1 protein-coding gene is annotated in these 1,191 nt (G+C 66.2%); it reads right to left on the reverse strand.

Going from position 1 to position 1,191, the window contains the following annotated elements:
• Positions 1–1,148, reverse strand: a 1,148-nt coding sequence (locus H8S61_RS17225; protein ID WP_160943707.1) for a serine/threonine protein kinase, incomplete at its 3' end; no start/stop codon positions are given.
• Positions 1,149–1,191 lie beyond the last annotated feature (43 nt).

Below are 1,191 nucleotides of genomic sequence, written 5' to 3' on the forward strand. Positions count from 1 at the left end.
TAGTCGTTCCACATCTCGGGATGGATGAGGGTCGGGTCGGCGACGCGGTTCGGGAAGTAGTCGAGGCACTCGCCCTCGCGGAACACGTCGGCCGTGGAGCAGTGCAGGCCGCCGCCGAAGGGGTAGGCGTCGCGCAGGTCGCAGGGGATGACGTTCATGCCGAGCTTGTCCATCTGCTCCTGCTGGTGCACCTCGGAGGCCTCCACGATGACGGTCTTCGGGTCGAGGACCAGGCAGTTCATGGACAGCCAGACGGAGCTGTAGCACAGCGCCGGCGGCTCGGTGTGGGCCGGCTGGGCGGCGTCGACGATCTGCCAGTCGTTGGCCTCGAAGATCGCGCGCTGCTCCTCGGGCAGGTGGCGCTGCGGGTTGTTGATGATCAGGCCCGGGCGCAGCGGCACGAAGGTCGCGTCGATGTGGATCGGGTAGGGGTCGCCGGGGAAGTTCACGGCGTGGACGCGCAGCTCGGGGTAGTAGCGCTGGAACCACTCCATGGCGGTGCGGTTGGTGGTCAGGCCGTGCTGGATGAACAGGTCCTTGCCCATGCGCATCACGTCGGCGGCGTCCCACATCGGCTCGACCTCGGTCGTGACGAAGTCCTTGTTGGCCGTGCGGACCAGGCGGTCCTCAAGGGAGATCTTCTCGTCGTAGTAGTTGTGCTTGTAGGAGGCGTCCGTCAAGCGGGGGCGGGGGGCCTGGGTCCACTTGAACTCGGGGTCCTCGTCGAAGTACTGCTTCATGAGCGGCCAGTAGGCCAGGTACTCGAAGTAGCGGCAGCGGAAGGAGTTGGCCGACGCCATGATCTCGTTGCCGATGGTGAGCAGGATGTCGCGGGGCGGCATGCAGGTCATCATGGAGTCGTTGCGGAAGTCCGGCGTGCCGATGGCCTGGTTCCACTGCAAAGGCGTCGGGCGGTCGACGACCACGCCGCGGTCCTCGAGGATCTTCACGAGGTTGTCGAGGCACTCGTTGCCGCGCTCGACGGTGGCCGTCGGGCGGGGGCCCCACATGCCGCGCATCTCGGAGTCGACGGGCACCTTCTCGGAGGTCGCGGGCTCCTCGGGCGGGATCATCGAGTAGTCGCAGCGGCCCACGATCACGCGCTTCAGCGGGTCCCAGTCGTTCCAAGAGCTGACTATCTTCGCCATGACAGTCTCCTTTCTCCGGCAACGCTCCCTGCGCTGCCTATTG

Origin of the sequence: Eggerthella hominis, from assembly GCF_014287365.1 — a bacterium.
In the GTDB taxonomy this organism is placed as follows: Bacteria; Actinomycetota; Coriobacteriia; order Coriobacteriales; family Eggerthellaceae; genus Eggerthella; species Eggerthella guodeyinii.